General features: G+C 57.8%; 13 protein-coding genes and 1 riboswitch. Of the genes, 7 read left to right on the top strand and 6 right to left on the bottom strand.

What is annotated here, in order from left to right:
- The first annotated feature begins 92 nt into the window (after window positions 1-92).
- On the top strand, window positions 93-1,562 hold the full coding sequence (locus B3797_RS09785) for a PLP-dependent aminotransferase family protein (protein WP_311790979.1): 1,470 nt from the start codon (window positions 93-95) through the stop codon (window positions 1,560-1,562).
- A gap of 184 nt (window positions 1,563-1,746) precedes the next feature.
- Here the strand turns inward: B3797_RS09785 and thiE are convergent, their stop codons facing one another.
- The 3 genes from thiE to rsd form a co-directional block, all read right to left on the bottom strand.
- Window positions 1,747-2,382 (bottom strand): thiamine phosphate synthase, encoded by a 636-nt coding sequence (thiE, locus tag B3797_RS09780; protein ID WP_311790978.1) that lies wholly within the window; start codon window positions 2,380-2,382, stop codon window positions 1,747-1,749.
- Window positions 2,379-4,307 (bottom strand): phosphomethylpyrimidine synthase ThiC, encoded by a 1,929-nt coding sequence (gene thiC / locus B3797_RS09775; RefSeq protein ID WP_311790977.1) that lies wholly within the window; start codon window positions 4,305-4,307, stop codon window positions 2,379-2,381. The genes thiE and thiC overlap by 4 nt, the downstream gene beginning before the upstream one ends.
- Before the next feature lie 88 nt (window positions 4,308-4,395).
- Window positions 4,396-4,496, bottom strand: a riboswitch (TPP riboswitch).
- Window positions 4,497-4,693: 197 nt separating this feature from the next.
- Window positions 4,694-5,203 (bottom strand): sigma D regulator, encoded by a 510-nt coding sequence (gene rsd, locus B3797_RS09770; RefSeq protein WP_311784587.1) that lies wholly within the window; start codon window positions 5,201-5,203, stop codon window positions 4,694-4,696.
- Window positions 5,204-5,357: 154 nt separating this feature from the next.
- Between rsd and nudC the strand changes: the two genes are divergently transcribed.
- The 6 genes from nudC (at window position 5,358) to B3797_RS09740 (ending at window position 9,755) form a co-directional block, all read left to right on the top strand.
- Window positions 5,358-6,128 (top strand): NAD(+) diphosphatase, encoded by a 771-nt coding sequence (gene nudC, locus B3797_RS09765; protein ID WP_311790976.1) that lies wholly within the window; start codon window positions 5,358-5,360, stop codon window positions 6,126-6,128.
- A gap of 41 nt (window positions 6,129-6,169) precedes the next feature.
- A complete protein-coding gene (gene hemE / locus B3797_RS09760) occupies window positions 6,170-7,237 on the top strand; it encodes a uroporphyrinogen decarboxylase (protein WP_311790975.1) in 1,068 nt (355 codons plus the stop codon).
- Window positions 7,238-7,239: 2 nt separating this feature from the next.
- On the top strand, window positions 7,240-7,908 hold the full coding sequence (nfi, locus tag B3797_RS09755; RefSeq protein WP_311784590.1) for a deoxyribonuclease V: 669 nt from the start codon (window positions 7,240-7,242) through the stop codon (window positions 7,906-7,908).
- Window positions 7,909-7,970: 62 nt separating this feature from the next.
- Window positions 7,971-8,561: a YjaG family protein gene (locus tag B3797_RS09750; RefSeq protein ID WP_120458444.1), complete on the top strand. Its 591-nt coding sequence runs from the start codon at window positions 7,971-7,973 to the stop codon at window positions 8,559-8,561.
- Window positions 8,562-8,749: 188 nt separating this feature from the next.
- A complete protein-coding gene (gene hupA / locus B3797_RS09745) occupies window positions 8,750-9,022 on the top strand; it encodes a nucleoid-associated protein HU-alpha (RefSeq protein ID WP_033755847.1) in 273 nt (90 codons plus the stop codon).
- A gap of 67 nt (window positions 9,023-9,089) precedes the next feature.
- Window positions 9,090-9,755, top strand: a complete 666-nt coding sequence (locus tag B3797_RS09740; RefSeq protein WP_311784591.1) for a DUF1481 domain-containing protein — start codon at window positions 9,090-9,092, stop codon at window positions 9,753-9,755.
- 34 nt (window positions 9,756-9,789) lie between these two features.
- On the opposite strand, the gene purD is transcribed toward B3797_RS09740, so the two are convergent.
- The 3 genes from purD to B3797_RS09725 all read right to left on the bottom strand — a co-directional run.
- Window positions 9,790-11,070, bottom strand: a complete 1,281-nt coding sequence (gene purD, locus B3797_RS09735; RefSeq protein WP_311784592.1) for a phosphoribosylamine--glycine ligase — start codon at window positions 11,068-11,070, stop codon at window positions 9,790-9,792.
- A gap of 16 nt (window positions 11,071-11,086) precedes the next feature.
- Window positions 11,087-12,676, bottom strand: coding sequence for a bifunctional phosphoribosylaminoimidazolecarboxamide formyltransferase/IMP cyclohydrolase (gene purH / locus B3797_RS09730; RefSeq protein WP_311784593.1), 1,590 nt, complete (start codon window positions 12,674-12,676; stop codon window positions 11,087-11,089).
- Window positions 12,677-12,683: 7 nt separating this feature from the next.
- The coding region (locus tag B3797_RS09725) for a hypothetical protein (protein WP_311790974.1) at window positions 12,684-12,967 on the bottom strand (284 nt) is incomplete at its 5' end.

The raw sequence follows: 12,967 nt of genomic DNA, 5'->3' as shown, positions 1-12,967 counted from the left end.
TAACATACAGATTGCCGCAAGCGACATCTGAATGGTAAAAAAATGACGTATCTGTACTGTTTTCTACCTCTTTCCTTTGAAGGGAGCCGGACATGACGCGTTATCAGCAGCTGGCGATGCATCTGGCGCAGCGTATTGAGCAGGGGCTTTACCGCAGCGGCGAGAAGCTGCCGTCAGTGCGCAGTCTGAGTCTTGAGCATGGCGTTAGCATCAGCACCGTGCAGCAGGCGTATCATGTGCTGGAGGAGAAGCAGCTGATTACGCCGCAGCCGCGCTCCGGCTATTTTGTTTCGACGCGTAAGGCCGCGCCGCCGGTACCGGCGCTGACGCGTCCGGTGCAGCGTCCGGTAGAGATCACGCAGTGGGAATCGGTGCTGGATCTGCTCGAGAGTCGCCTGGAAAGGGACGTGCTCCAGCTGGGTAGCGGCATGCCGAATCTCTCTCAGCCCACCCTTAAACCCTTGTGGAAAATCCTCAGTCGTCAGGCGCAGCGGCAGGAAACGCAGCTTCTCAGCTACGACAATCTTTACGGCGTAACCAGCCTGCGCGAACAGGTGGCGCGCCTGGCGATCGACAGCGGCTGCCAGCTGTCGGCTGACGATATCGTCATTACCACCGGCTGCCATGAGGCGCTGTCGGTTTCGATTCGTGCGATATGCGAGCCAGGCGATATTATCGCGGTAGAGTCGCCATCGTTTCACGGCATCATGCAGACGCTGCGCGGCTTCGGCATTCGGGCGATTGAAATCCCAACCGATTCGGTCACCGGCATTAGTCTGGAGGCGCTTGAACTGGCGTTTGAGCAGTGGCCAATCAAAGCGGTCATGGTCGTGCCTAACTGCAATAATCCGTTGGGCTTTATTATGCCGGAAGCGCGTAAGCGCGCGCTGTTGACGCTGGCGCAGCGTTTTGACGTGGCGGTCATTGAGGATGATGTCTACGGCGAGCTGGCCTGGGAGTATCCGCGACCTGCCACGCTGAAATCGCTGGACGTAGACGGCCGGGTACTGCTGTGCAGCTCTTTTTCGAAAACGGTCGCGCCCGGCCTGCGCACCGGTTGGGTTGCGCCGGGACGATATCGCGATCGCGTGCTGCATATGAAATATATCGCTACGGGTTCGAGCAATACCCTGGCGCAGCATGCGATGGCGGAGTTTATTCGTCAGGGTTACTATCAGCCGCACCTGCGGCGTATGCGTCAGTTTTATCAGCGCAACTACGACAGCTTTAGCTGCTGGGTGCGCCACTATTTTCCATGCGGCATCTGCGTTTCTCGTCCGCAGGGCGGCTTTATGATGTGGGTCGAACTGCCGGAAGCCTTTGATGCCGTACGGCTTAACCGCGAGCTGCGCGATTCTCATATCCAGATAGCGGTCGGATCGCTTTTTTCTGCGTCGGGTAAATACCGCAACTGTTTGCGGTTGAGCTTTGCGGTAACGCTGGACGATCGCGTTGAGCAGGCGCTGGCAAAAGTAGGCGAGGCCGTCGAGCGCGCGATAGCCGCCTGCGCGGGCGAAGATTCGCCACACTCCTTGCAGCATGAGATCCTCCTGACTAAGTAGCAGAGGGCAGGGCCAGAGAGGGTGAGGGGAGGTCCGGCCCTGGCCAGGCAACATTGCCCGGCGACAGCCACTGTAGCGAAACAGAAAAACGGCGCGAGAGAGAAAGAATATCGCTGCGCGCCCTCTTCCAGCTTTTTTACTGCTGTTGCAGAAACCAGGCGTCTTTTGCGAGACGCCTTCAGGTTTAAGCCTCTGGCTGCGGTTCCGCCAGCGTCAGCAACTTCTGCGTTGCGGCGCGCCAGTCTGGCGCCTGCGTAATGGCGCTGACGACGGCAATACTGCCGACGCCGGTCGCCAGCACCTCCGGCGCGCGCGCAATGCTGATACCGCCAATCGCCACGGTAGAAACGCCTTTAAGCCGCGCGATGTGCCGCTGCAGTTCAGACAGCCCTTGCGGCTCGGACGGCATCGCCTTGGTCTGGGTCGGAAAGATATGTCCCAGCGCGATATAGGAAGGACGTATCGCCAGCGCGCGATCCAGCTCGGCGTCATCGTGAGTCGAAACGCCCAGCCGCAGGCCCGCTTCACGAATGGCGTTCAGGTTAGCGACGTCCAGATCTTCCTGACCAAGATGCACGCCATAGGCGTGATGTTTAATCGCCAGCCGCCAGTAGTCATTGATAAACAGACGCGCCTGATACCGCTTGCCGAGCGCAATCGCCTCCACGATCGCAGGCTCTACCGCCTCATCCTGTTGATCTTTGATGCGCAGCTGGATCGTGCGTACCCCAGCCTCCAGCAGTCGCGCAATCCACTCGACGCTGTCTACCACCGGATAAAGGCCTAAGCGCGGGGCCGTGGCGGGAAAAGGGGCGTTCATAGTTTCTCCTCGTTCAGCGCATCGGCTGAGTGATAAAGTTCGCCGCCGCGGCGGCGAAAGGTTTCCGACATCCGCTGCATGCCGATTTCGATTGGCTGCGCCTCGTTTTCCTGCTTTGCCGCGTAGTCGCGCACTTCCTGGCTGATTTTCATCGAGCAGAATTTCGGCCCGCACATCGAGCAGAAGTGGGCCACTTTGCCCGATTCCTGCGGCAGGGTTTCGTCGTGATAGGCGCGTGCGGTATGGGGATCGAGCGCCAGATTGAACTGATCCTCCCAGCGGAATTCAAAACGCGCTTTAGACATGGCGTTATCACGGATCTGCGCGCCGGGGTGGCCCTTCGCCAGATCCGCAGCATGGGCGGCGATCTTATAGGTGATAAGGCCCTGCTTAACGTCCTCTTTATTCGGCAGGCCAAGATGCTCTTTGGGGGTGACATAGCAGAGCATCGCGCAGCCGAACCAGCCAATCATGGCGGCCCCAATGCCGGAGGTGAAGTGATCGTAGCCGGGCGCGATATCAGTAGTCAGCGGGCCAAGCGTATAGAAAGGCGCTTCGTGGCAGTGTTCCAGCTGCTCGGTCATATTGCGGCGGATCATCTGCATAGGAATATGGCCGGGGCCCTCGATCATCACCTGGACGTCATATTCCCAGGCGATCTTTGTCAGCTCGCCCAGCGTATGCAGTTCCGCAAACTGCGCCTCGTCGTTGGCATCCTGAATCGAGCCGGGACGCAGGCCGTCGCCAAGCGACAGTGAAACGTCGTAGGCGGCGCAGATTTCGCAAATCTCGCGAAAGTGTTCGTAAAGGAAGCTTTCGCGGTGATGCGACAGGCACCATTTCGCCATAATCGACCCGCCGCGCGAGACTATGCCAGTCAGCCGCTTTGCCGTCATCGGCACATAGCGCAGCAGTACGCCGGCGTGGATGGTGAAGTAGTCGACGCCTTGCTCCGCCTGCTCCAGCAGGGTGTCACGAAACACCTCCCAGTCGAGGTTTTCGGCGACGCCGTTTACCTTCTCCAGCGCCTGATAAATCGGCACCGTCCCGATGGGCACCGGGCTGTTGCGCAGGATCCACTCGCGTGTTTCATGGATATAGCGGCCCGTCGAGAGATCCATAACGGTATCGGCGCCCCAGCGCGTCGACCAGACCAGTTTCTCTACCTCCTCCTCAATAGAGGAAGTCACTGCCGAGTTGCCGATGTTGGCGTTAACCTTCACCAGGAAGTTGCGGCCGATAATCATCGGCTCCGATTCAGGATGGTTGATGTTCGCGGGAATAATGGCGCGACCGGCAGCCACTTCCTGGCGCACAAACTCAGGGGTGATGTTTTCCGGCAGCTGCGCACCGAAGCTATGGCCAGCGTGCTGCTGTCGCAGCACGTCGCTGACAATGCGCTCGCGGCCCATATTCTCGCGCAGCGCGATAAACTCCATTTCCGGCGTGATAATGCCCTGACGCGCGTAGTGGAGCTGGGTGACGCGGCGTCCCGCTTTTGCGCGCCGGGGCTGCGGCAGCTGATCGAAACGCAAATGATCGAGCCCGTCGTCTGCCAGACGCTGCTGCGTATAGCGCGAGCTGGTGTGCTTCAGCGTTTCGCTATCGTCGCGCGCGGCAATCCAGTCGGCGCGCAGCTTCGCCAGGCCGCGCTGGACATCGATAACGGCATCGGGATCGCCATAAGGGCCAGCGGTATCGTAAACCGGCACCGCCTCATTCTCTTCATAGCGCGGCTGGTGTTTATCGCCGCCGAGCAGCGTTGGACTGAGCTGGATTTCCCGCATCGGCACGCGAATATCGTCCCGGCTGCCCTGGATCCAGATACGTTTCGAGTTGGGAAAGGCGACGCCGCCCTGAAGCGCATTGATAAACGCCTGCGCCTGAGCGCGCTGTTCACGACGGGTGGTTTTGGTCATAGACATAGCAATTTTCCTGTTGAAAGGGGAACGTTGCTTGTCCGGAGTTCGGAAGGAGTAACAGAAACGGCAGGCAAAAAGCGCCAGCGTACTGATGATGTTTACTCTTGTTCCCTTCGCAGGTTCTAACCTGATCAGGTTCCGCGGATCCCGAATTAACGGTCTCAGCCCTTACGGGCACTCCGACAAGATAGGTAAACGATTTTCTGGCGGTTACGCTTGCCCTTTTACGCAGGGTGGCGCGCACCACGGCAGAAATCTCGTTTACGTTGGCTACATAACAAACAGTGAGTAGCTCAAAAACAAAAACGGGTTTTCGACGTTATCGTCGAAAACCCATTCAGCATAAAAGGGCTTTTACAGAATAACAAGAACTTTACAACTGATTGAATTTAAGCCGGACGCGACAGCTGGCTGCTGTCATTCGCTACCGGTGCGCGTACCAGTCTGTTGTCCCAGGCAAGCTGGATCAGCTTATCTTCCAGCGTGAAGCGCGCTTCAAGCACTTCGCCTACTTCTGACAGCGCCAGCTGAAAATCGACGCAGTTGTCATCGTCAATCGACTGCTGCAGATGGCCATCATAGAGCTGCATCAAACGTTCGGTATTGGCTTCCAGCGGGGGATAAACCTGCGCGGCGGCAATCATCGGGCTGTCGCCTTCCATCTCATTGATGATGCGCTCATACATGCTGAAGTGACCGGCGGAAAGATAGTCAACCAGGCCGTGACAAAAGTTGTCGAGCGCCTGCTCGTCTAAAGTCGTTAGCGCTTCTTTGTTAGGCTTCAGCCCAACCAGGTGGTAATAAGAAACCAATAGCTGGCGACGGGCGTCCAGCCACGAATCTACCAGTTCGTTACTGCCACCTACGCGCTCGGTCAGGACATTTAACTGGTTAAGCATTTCTGACTCCATGTAAATAAAATCCCTCTACCGTTGATGCTTCGGCTGGCGCCAGGCCGCCTGCAAGCTGAACGATTTAGGGTATAGTTGTTTGTCTACACACTTAACATCAGGACTTCAGCGTATCAATTTCGACGCTAAGGATGACGATTATATGCAACGTGAGATCTCAAGCGTAGACGCTGGATGGTGGATTGTCAGCCATGAACAGAAACTTTGGTTGCCGCAGGGCGATCTGCCACACGGCAGCGCCGCTACGTTTAAGCTGACAGGAAGCAAGGCGCAGCCTGTCGGCGAGTGGCAAGGCGAAACGGTATGGCTGATATGTGAAAATCGCGATCGCGATATGTTTTCAGTACGCCAGCTGATCGATGAAGAGGCGGGACTGTTTCAGCTTGCCGGGCGCGCCGTACAGCTGGCGGAGTTTTATCGCTCCCATCGCTTCTGCGGCTACTGCGGCCACGAAATGCATCTGAGCCGACATGAAAACGCCTGCCTGTGCGGACACTGCCGTGAACGTTACTATCCGCAAATCGCGCCCTGCATTATTGTCGCCATCCGGCGCGGCGAAGAGATATTGCTGGCGAACCATGCGCGTCATCGCAACAGCATCTACACCGTGTTGGCGGGATTTGTCGAAGTGGGCGAGACGCTGGAGCAGGCGGTCGCGCGCGAGGTGATGGAGGAGAGCAATGTCCGCGTCAGGAATCTGCGCTACGTGACCTCGCAGCCCTGGCCGTTCCCTCATTCGCTGATGATGGCGTTTATGGCGGACTATGACGGTGGCGAACTGCAAATCGACAATAAAGAGCTGCTGGACGCTGGCTGGTATCGCTACGACGCGCTGCCGATGTTGCCGCCGCCGGGCACCGTGGCGCGCCGGCTGATTGAAGATACTGTCGCCATCTGCCGCGGCGAACTCTAAGAAGTGTTACACTACGCGCCTGAAATTGAGAGAGTCCTGAAATGAGTGAACTGAAGAACGATCGTTATCTGCGCGCCCTTTTACGTCAACCGGTTGATATCACGCCGGTATGGATGATGCGACAAGCCGGACGTTATTTGCCGGAATACAAAGCGACGCGCGCCGTAGCTGGCGATTTTATGTCGCTGTGCAAGAACGCCGAGCTGGCGTGTGAAGTGACCCTGCAGCCGCTGCGCCGCTATCCGCTTGATGCGGCGATCCTCTTCAGCGATATCCTGACGATCCCCGATGCGATGGGCCTTGGACTTTACTTCGAAACCGGCGAAGGCCCGCGTTTTTCCAGTCCGATTACCTGCCGCGCCGATGTCGACAAACTGCCGGTGCCCGATCCGGAGCAGGAACTCGGCTATGTGATGAACGCGGTACGCACCATTCGCAAAAACCTCAACGGCGAAGTGCCGCTGATCGGCTTTTCCGGCAGTCCCTGGACGCTGGCGACCTATATGGTGGAAGGGGGCAGCAGCAAAGCCTTTACCAAAATCAAGAAAATGATGTACGCCGATCCCGCTACGCTGCATGCGATGCTCGATAAGCTGGCGGACAGCGTTATTCTCTATCTCAACGCGCAGATCCGCGCGGGCGCGCAGTCGGTAATGGTGTTCGACACCTGGGGCGGCGTGCTGACGGGCCGCGACTATCTGGAGTTCTCGCTCTACTACATGCATAAAATCGTCGACAGCGTGCTGCATGAGAACGAAGGCCGCCGCGTGCCGATTACGCTGTTTACCAAAGGCGGCGGACAGTGGCTGGAAGCAATGGCCGCGACCGGCTGCGATGCGCTCGGTCTCGACTGGACCACCGATATTGGCGAGGCGCGTCGCCGCGTAGGCGACAAAGTCGCGCTGCAGGGCAACATGGATCCGTCTATGCTTTATGCGCCAGCTGTGCGTATTGAGCAGGAAGTCGCGGGCATTCTCGAGGGCTTCGGCGCGGGCAGCGGTCACGTCTTCAACCTGGGACATGGCATTCATCAGGATGTGCCGCCAGAGCATGCAGGCGTGTTTGTTGAGGCGGTACACCGTCTCTCAGGCCAATATCATCAGGAGTAAATATGGACATTGCTGCACTGCGCGCGGAGCAGCTTCAGCGCGCTGCAGAGGTGGTGCGGCAGGATGATTTCGACGTCCTGCCTCCGCGTTTTATCGGCGGCGCCGATGTCGGATTCGAACAGGAAGGGGCGGTGACTCGCGCCGCCCTGGTTATCCTCGAATATCCCTCTCTGAAGCTGGTGGAGCATCGTGTGGCGCGTATCGCCACTACCATGCCCTATATTCCCGGCTTTCTTTCCTTCCGTGAATATCCTGCGCTGCTGGCGGCGTGGGAAACCCTTGAACGCAAGCCGGATCTGCTGTTCGTCGACGGACATGGCATCTCACACCCGCGTCGTCTCGGCGTCGCCTCGCATTTTGGCTTAATGGTGGACGTGCCGACCATCGGCGTGGCGAAAAAGCGCCTGTGTGGCCGTTTTGCCGAGCTGGGGGCCGAGCCTGGCTCGCGTCAGCCGCTGATAGACAAGGGCGAACAGATCGGCTGGGTATGGCGCAGCAAAGCGCGCTGCAATCCGCTTTTCGTGGCGACCGGACACCGCGTCAGCCTGGACAGCGCGCTGCAGTGGGTGGAAAACTGCATGGGCGGTTATCGCCTGCCGGAACCGACGCGCTGGGCCGATGCCGTCGCGTCTAACCGCACCGCTTTTCAGCGCTGGCAAAACGCGCTTTAACGCTGTGCGCGCGGCGCTTTTGCGGTACACTGCCGCCAGCTAAACGATGAAGAGCCCTGTTCATGTTACAAAACCCCGTTCACCTGCGTCTGGCGAAGCTGGAAAGCTGGCAGCATCTGACGTTTATGGCTTGCCTGTGCGAGCGTATGTTCCCCAATTACTGGGCATTCTGCCAGCAGACGGAATTTGCCGATCCCGCGCTTTATCGCCGTCTTCTCGATCTCATCTGGGAAAGCCTGACGGTCAAAGACGCCAAAATTAATTTCGACAGCCAGCTGGAAAAGCTTGAAGCCGCGATTCCCGATGGCGATGCGTTTGAAGTGTACGGGGTTTATCCGGCCATCGACGCCTGCGTGGCATTAAGCGAAGCGCTGCACGCTATGCTGAGCGGTGAAACCCTCGAGCATGCGATTGAAGTCAGCAAAACGTCCATCACCACCGTTGCGATGCTGGAAATGACCCAGGCCGGACGCGAAATGAGCGACGAAGAGCTGCGCGAAAACCCTGCCGTCATCGATGAATGGGACCTGCAATGGGAGATTTTCCGCCTGCTTGCCGACTGCGAAGAGCGAGACCTTGAATTGATCAAAGGATTGCGTTCGGACCTGCGGGAGGCGGGAATCAGCAACATCGGTATAAATTTTCAGCAGTAAGGCGGGAAAACGTGACTTCAGGCCTGAATTAGCGAGCCTGGAGGCTTCACATCGGCCCCCTCTCTGGTCTACATTTGGGGGGCTGAAAATTGTGGCTATCGGTGCGTGCAGGCTGAAGAGTGCCAGAATATGGCTTTTCCCTCGCACTCGTTGCTTAGCAAGCGATAAATACACTTTAAGGATAACTTATGAACAAGACTCAACTGATTGATGTGATCGCGGAAAAAGCGGACCTGTCAAAAACCCAGGCTAAAGCGGCTCTGGAATCTACTCTGGCTGCGATCACTGAGTCTCTGAAAGAAGGCGATGCTGTACAACTGGTTGGTTTTGGTACTTTTAAAGTGAACCACCGCGCTGAGCGTACCGGTCGTAACCCGCAAACTGGCAAAGAGATTAAAATCGCTGCGGCAAACGTACCGGCATTCGTGTCTGGTAAAGCGCTGAAAGACTCTGTTAAATAAGACGTCGCACTGCGGTCAGAATTTTAAAGAAGGGGCGAATTCGCCCCTTTTGTATTAGGGGCCAGTTATGCCGAACCTGCGTTCGTCCTCCTGTTTCGCCCTGCTTTCTCTTCTTTTGCTTTCCGGGTGCAGTTCAACACCCGAAACGCCTCCCTTTACCGCCAGCGGCTATCTTGCCGATCGCGGCGCGGTGCGCATCTGGCGCAAAAACAGCGGCCATCTCACCATCCATCTGCGTACCCTCTACACGCCTTTTAACGGCGATACGACGGAAACCACGGATTATCTGTGGCAAGAGCAGAAGCTGGTCAGCGTGGCGCGCCACACCAGCGGCAAACAACCGAATGATGTCACGCTGCGTTTCGATCAGGACGGCAGCCTGAGCTTTATGCAACGGCAGCTGGCCGATCGGCGCGAAGCGGTCGATACCGATACGGTAGAACTCTATAAGTTTGACGCGCAGCGTATGCTGGCGCAGAGCAATGCGCTGCTCAACGGCCACATAATCCTGAAGCAGGGGCAGTGGCTGGGCGCGAAGCAGATTGTTACCTGCGACGGGGAGCGGGTGTCGCCATCCTTTGACGATTATGCGCTACAGATGCTGGTTCGACAGCAGCAGCGCAGCAGCGCGCCGTTGCTGGTCTCCTGGCTCGAAGCGCCGGAAGGGACGCAGCTGCTGCGCGCGGCACCGGGAGAAAGCTGCGATTCGCAGCCGAAAGAAGAGGACTTTTAGGTTAAAGAAAAGGGCACGTAGCGTGCCCTTTTGCTTACTTGCGGTTAATGGCGCGATAGCCAATATCGCGGCGGCAGAAGCTGCCGTTCCAGGAGATGGGCTGAGCCAGCTCATAGGCGCGCTTTTGCGCTGCCGCCACGTCGTCGCCCAGCGCGGTGACGCAGAGCACGCGGCCACCGTTAGTCAGCACCAGATCGTTATCCAGACGCGTGCCCGCATGGAAGACTTTGCCATCTTCTACTTCTTCCAGCGGCAGGCCGTGGATCTGCTCACCGTTAACGTAGTCGCCCGGGTAGCCGCCAGCGGCCAGCACCACGCCCAGCGCCGGACGCGGATCCCACTCTGAATGCTTCTGATCCAGCGTGCCGTCGCAGGCCGCCAGGCAGAGTTCAACCAGATCCGACTGCAGGCGCAGCATGATTGGCTGCGTTTCCGGATCGCCGAAGCGGCAGTTAAATTCAATTACCTTCGGCTGACCTGACTGGTCGATCATCAGTCCGGCATAGAGGAAACCGGTATAGACGTTGCCTTCCGCCGCCATGCCGCGTACCGTCGGCCAGATTACCTGATCCATGACGCGCTGGTGGATCTCGTCGGTTACCACCGGCGCAGGAGAGTAGGCGCCCATGCCACCGGTGTTCGGGCCGGTGTCGCCGTCGCCGACGCGTTTATGATCCTGGCTGGTGGCCATCGGCAGGACGTTCTCGCCATCGACCATAACAATAAAGCTGGCTTCTTCGCCGTCCAGAAACTCTTCAATCACAATACGATGACCTGCATCGCCAAAGGCGTTGCCGGCCAGCATATCTTTGACTGCGGCTTCCGCCTCTTCCAGTGTCATGGCGACGATTACACCTTTACCGGCAGCCAGGCCGTCAGCCTTGATAACGATAGGCGCGCCTTTCTCACGCAGATACGCCAGCGCTACTTCGACATCGGTAAAGTTGCGATATTCCGCGGTCGGAATATGGTGGCGGGCCAGAAAGTCTTTGGTAAAGGCTTTAGAACCTTCCAGCTGCGCGGCATTTTTAGTTGGTCCGAAAATTTTCAGACCCGCCGCGCGGAACGCGTCCACTACGCCAATAACCAGCGGCGCTTCCGGCCCCACGATGGTCAAATCGATCGCCTCGCGCTGAGCAAACGCCAGCAGGGCAGGGATATCGGTAGGGCTGATATCGACATTCTGCAGCGCTGGCTCCAGCGCAGTACCGGCATTGCCGGGCGCGACGAAGACCGTTTCCGCCAGCGGCGACTGCGCCGCTTTCCAGGCCAGCGCGTGCTCACGACCGCCGTTGCCAATCACTAAAATTTTCATATTGCTCTCCGAAGAATTAATGGCGGAAGTGGCGCATGTCCGTGAAGATCATGGCGATACCATGCTCGTCTGCCGCAGCGATAACCTCATCGTCACGAATAGACCCGCCCGGCTGGATAACGCAGGTGACGCCGACGGCAGCGGCCGCATCGATACCGTCGCGGAACGGGAAAAACGCATCTGAGGCCATCGCCGAGCCTTTCACTTCCAGCCCTTCGTCAGCGGCCTTGATGCCAGCGATTTTAGCGGAGTAAACACGGCTCATCTGGCCAGCGCCGATGCCGACAGTCATATTGTCACGCGCATAAACGATAGCGTTGGATTTTACAAACTTCGCGACCTTCCAGCAGAAGAGGGCGTCGCGCAGCTCTTGTTCGCTCGGCTGACGTTTGCTCACGACGCGCAGCTGGCTCGCTTCCACCATGCCGAGATCGCGGTCCTGTACCAGCAGACCGCCGGTTACGCGTTTAAAATCGAGACCGGCGACGCGTTCCTGCCACTGGCCGCAGACCAGCACGCGAACGTTCTGCTTCGCTGCCGTGACTTTTAAAGCCGCTTCGCTGGCGGAAGGCGCGATAATGACTTCGACAAACTGACGGCTGATGATCGCCTGCGCGGTGGCTTCGTCCAGCTCGCGGTTAAAGGCGATAATGCCACCGAAGGCAGAGGTCGGATCGGTTTTATAGGCGCGCTCGTAAGCGTCGAGGATCGATGCGCCAACGGCGACGCCGCAGGGATTGGCATGCTTGACGATGACGCAGGCCGCTTCGCTGAACGCCTTCACGCACTCCAGCGCTGCGTCGGTATCGGCGATGTTATTGTAAGAGAGCGCCTTGCCCTGAACCTGCTGTGCGGTCGCCACTGAGGCTTCCTGCACGTTCTCTTCTATATAGAAGGCAGCGTCCTGATGGCTGTTCTCCCCATAACGCATATCCTGCTTCTTAATGAAGTTCAGGTTCAGCGTGCGCGGGAAGCGCCCGGCAGGCCGATCGCGTTCGCCATGATAGGCGGGAACCCGCGAACCGAAGTAGTTGGCGATCATGCTGTCGTAGGCGGCCGTATGCTCAAACGCTTTAATAGCCAGGTCGAAACGCGTTTCCAGCGTCAGAGAATTTTCGTTGGCGTCCATCTCGGCAACGATAGCGTCGTAGTCGCTGCTCTTGACCACAATGGCGACGTCTTTATGGTTCTTTGCCGCCGAGCGCACCATGGTTGGGCCGCCGATGTCGATATTCTCGACCGCATCTTCCAGCGTACAGCCTTCGCGAGCGACGGTTTGAGCGAAGGGATAAAGGTTAACGACCACCATATCGATAGGCTCAATGGCGTGCTGCGCCATAATCGCGTCATCCTGGCCGCGGCGTCCCAGAATGCCGCCATGCACTTTCGGGTGCAGCGTTTTAACGCGTCCATCCATCATTTCCGGGAAACCGGTGTAGTCAGACACTTCAGTGACCGCAAGACCCGCATCGGCCAGCAGGCGAGCGGTTCCGCCTGTAGAGAGCAGTTCGACGCCGCGGCTGGAGAGCGCCTGAGCAAATTCAAGGATACCCGCTTTGTCTGAGACACTCAGCAGAGCGCGGCGTACAGGACGACGTTGTTGCATGGTGGTTTTATCCCTTGGCTTTGTTTCGCGTAAATAAGAGCGTTACATCAAGCTTAGCGATCTTCTTATTAATAAAAAGAGGCGAAACTTCAGGTAACGCCCCGAAAAGGGGCATCCGTGACGTCGCCGGGCATTGTAGCGAAAACGTTTGCGTGCTGCTCGCAAAAATTCGTCTGGAGATGCATTGTGGATAACTTTGTGGGTAATCGCGTATAAGGCGGCCTTTTGCTGTGGAATGCAGCGAACGGTCATTTTTCTGCAATTTAGCTGTTGCGCTCTCTGAACGACTCC

Source organism: Pantoea sp. UBA5923 (assembly GCF_002431095.1).
GTDB classification, from domain to species: domain Bacteria; phylum Pseudomonadota; class Gammaproteobacteria; order Enterobacterales; family Enterobacteriaceae; genus Pantoea; species Pantoea piersonii.
The sequence above is the reverse complement of the archived record's forward strand: the minus strand, read 5'-3'. Positions and strand labels throughout refer to the sequence as shown.

Bases quoted from the DNA above. Each gene is read 5' to 3' on its own strand.
- thiE (WP_311790978.1), bottom strand. From the start codon at position 2,382: ATGAACGCCCCTTTTCCCGCCACGGCCCCGCGCTTAGGCCTTTATCCG.
- thiC (WP_311790977.1), bottom strand. From the start codon at position 4,307: ATGTCTATGACCAAAACCACCCGTCGTGAACAGCGCGCTCAGGCGCAG.
- nfi (WP_311784590.1), top strand. From the start codon at position 7,240: ATGGACATTGCTGCACTGCGCGCGGAGCAGCTTCAGCGCGCTGCAGAG.
- nudC (WP_311790976.1), top strand. From the start codon at position 5,358: ATGCAACGTGAGATCTCAAGCGTAGACGCTGGATGGTGGATTGTCAGC.
- purH (WP_311784593.1), bottom strand. From the start codon at position 12,676: ATGCAACAACGTCGTCCTGTACGCCGCGCTCTGCTGAGTGTCTCAGAC.
- hemE (WP_311790975.1), top strand. From the start codon at position 6,170: ATGAGTGAACTGAAGAACGATCGTTATCTGCGCGCCCTTTTACGTCAA.
- purD (WP_311784592.1), bottom strand. From the start codon at position 11,070: ATGAAAATTTTAGTGATTGGCAACGGCGGTCGTGAGCACGCGCTGGCC.
- hupA (WP_033755847.1), top strand. From the start codon at position 8,750: ATGAACAAGACTCAACTGATTGATGTGATCGCGGAAAAAGCGGACCTG.
- B3797_RS09750 (WP_120458444.1), top strand. From the start codon at position 7,971: ATGTTACAAAACCCCGTTCACCTGCGTCTGGCGAAGCTGGAAAGCTGG.
- rsd (WP_311784587.1), bottom strand. From the start codon at position 5,203: ATGCTTAACCAGTTAAATGTCCTGACCGAGCGCGTAGGTGGCAGTAAC.
- B3797_RS09740 (WP_311784591.1), top strand. From the start codon at position 9,090: ATGCCGAACCTGCGTTCGTCCTCCTGTTTCGCCCTGCTTTCTCTTCTT.
- B3797_RS09785 (WP_311790979.1), top strand. From the start codon at position 93: ATGACGCGTTATCAGCAGCTGGCGATGCATCTGGCGCAGCGTATTGAG.